The sequence below is a fragment of the Angustibacter peucedani genome, assembly GCF_054779595.1.
Genome location: NZ_BAAGXY010000158.1, coordinates 1 through 1,219 on the forward strand (window position 1 = coordinate 1; position 1,219 = coordinate 1,219).

At 78.5% G+C, this 1,219-nt stretch carries 2 protein-coding genes; both read right to left on the reverse strand.

Annotated features, from left to right (window positions below; translation table 11 throughout):
* Positions 1 to 195, reverse strand: a 195-nt coding sequence (locus tag ACYVJ4_RS18290; protein ID WP_460461509.1) for an acyl-CoA thioesterase domain-containing protein, incomplete at its 3' end; no start/stop codon positions are given.
* Positions 192 to 1,219 (reverse strand): MFS transporter (locus ACYVJ4_RS18295; RefSeq protein ID WP_460461510.1); only part of this gene is annotated, 1,028 nt, incomplete at its 5' end. The genes ACYVJ4_RS18290 and ACYVJ4_RS18295, both read right to left, overlap by 4 nt.

The window sequence follows — 1,219 nt, forward strand, 5'->3', positions numbered from 1 at the left end:
CGGGGTGGCGGCCAGCTCGAGCAGGCGCTCGTCGACCGGTCGCAGGAAGTGCGCGGTGAGGCTGCGCAGCGCGAGGTCGGGGGACGCGGCGTCGGAGGCCGCGCGCGCCAGGTGGCTGGCCACGAGCCCGCCGTGCGCACCGACCCACGAGAACCAGGTGCGGTCGATGGAGGTCACCGCCACCTGCACGGTCACGGCGTGACCGCCGCCGGCTCGGCGACCGCGGCGGCTGCGGGCGGTGCCGGACGACGTCCGGCGTGCACCGCCAGCCCCCCGACCGCCGCCAGCAGGCTCAGGCCGGCCGCGGCCCACCAGGCCGCGCGGTAGGCGTCGACGGCGGCCGGGGGGTGCCACGCGGTGAGCACGGTGACGAGCACCGCGACGCCGACGCCCGAGGCCACCTGGCGCGATGCGTTGAGCAGCGCAGAACCGGTGGCGGCGCTCGCGGCGGGCAGGGACGTCGTCCCGGCGGCCATCAGGGTGCCGAGGGCGAGCCCGACGCCAGCCCCGCCGACCACCATGCTGGGCAGCAGGTCGACGACGTAGGACGGCGCGGCGTCGGCGACCAGCGCCCGCCAGGCCAGGCCGAGCCCGAACAGCAGGCTGCCGACCGCCGCCAGGGCGCCGGGACCCACGCGCTCGACGAGCCGTCTCGACGCGATCGTCACCAGCGGCACCAGGGCCGGCCCCGGCACCATCGCCAGGCCGGTGCGCAGCGGGCTGTAGCCCCAGACCTGCTGGCACCACAGGGCGTTCGACACCAGCATGATCGCGAACGCGACGCTGAAGGCGAACAGCGCCGCGTTGGCGCGGGCGAACCCGTGGGCCCGGGCGAGCGTCGGCTCGACGAGCGGCACGGCGTGGGTGAGGCACCGCCGCACCACGACCCCGGCCGCCGCGACGGCGAGCGCGAGCAGCCCGAGCACGCCACCCGACGTCCAGCCCCAGGTCGGTCCCTGCAGGAGGCCGGCGACCAGGGCGCCGACACCGACCACGGCCAGCGCCGCGGCGACCAGGTCGGGCAGCGGGGTGCGCGGGTGCGCCGGCGGGTGCGGGAGCGCGCGGCGCCCGGCGACGAGGCCGACCAGCCCGATCGGCAGGTTGACCAGGAAGATCCAGCGCCAGCTGGCCTCGACGAGCAGGCCGCCCAGCACCGGGCCGGCCGCCGCAGCCAGCCCGCCGACCGAGGCCCAGGCCCGCGTGGCGCGCACGCGCCCGC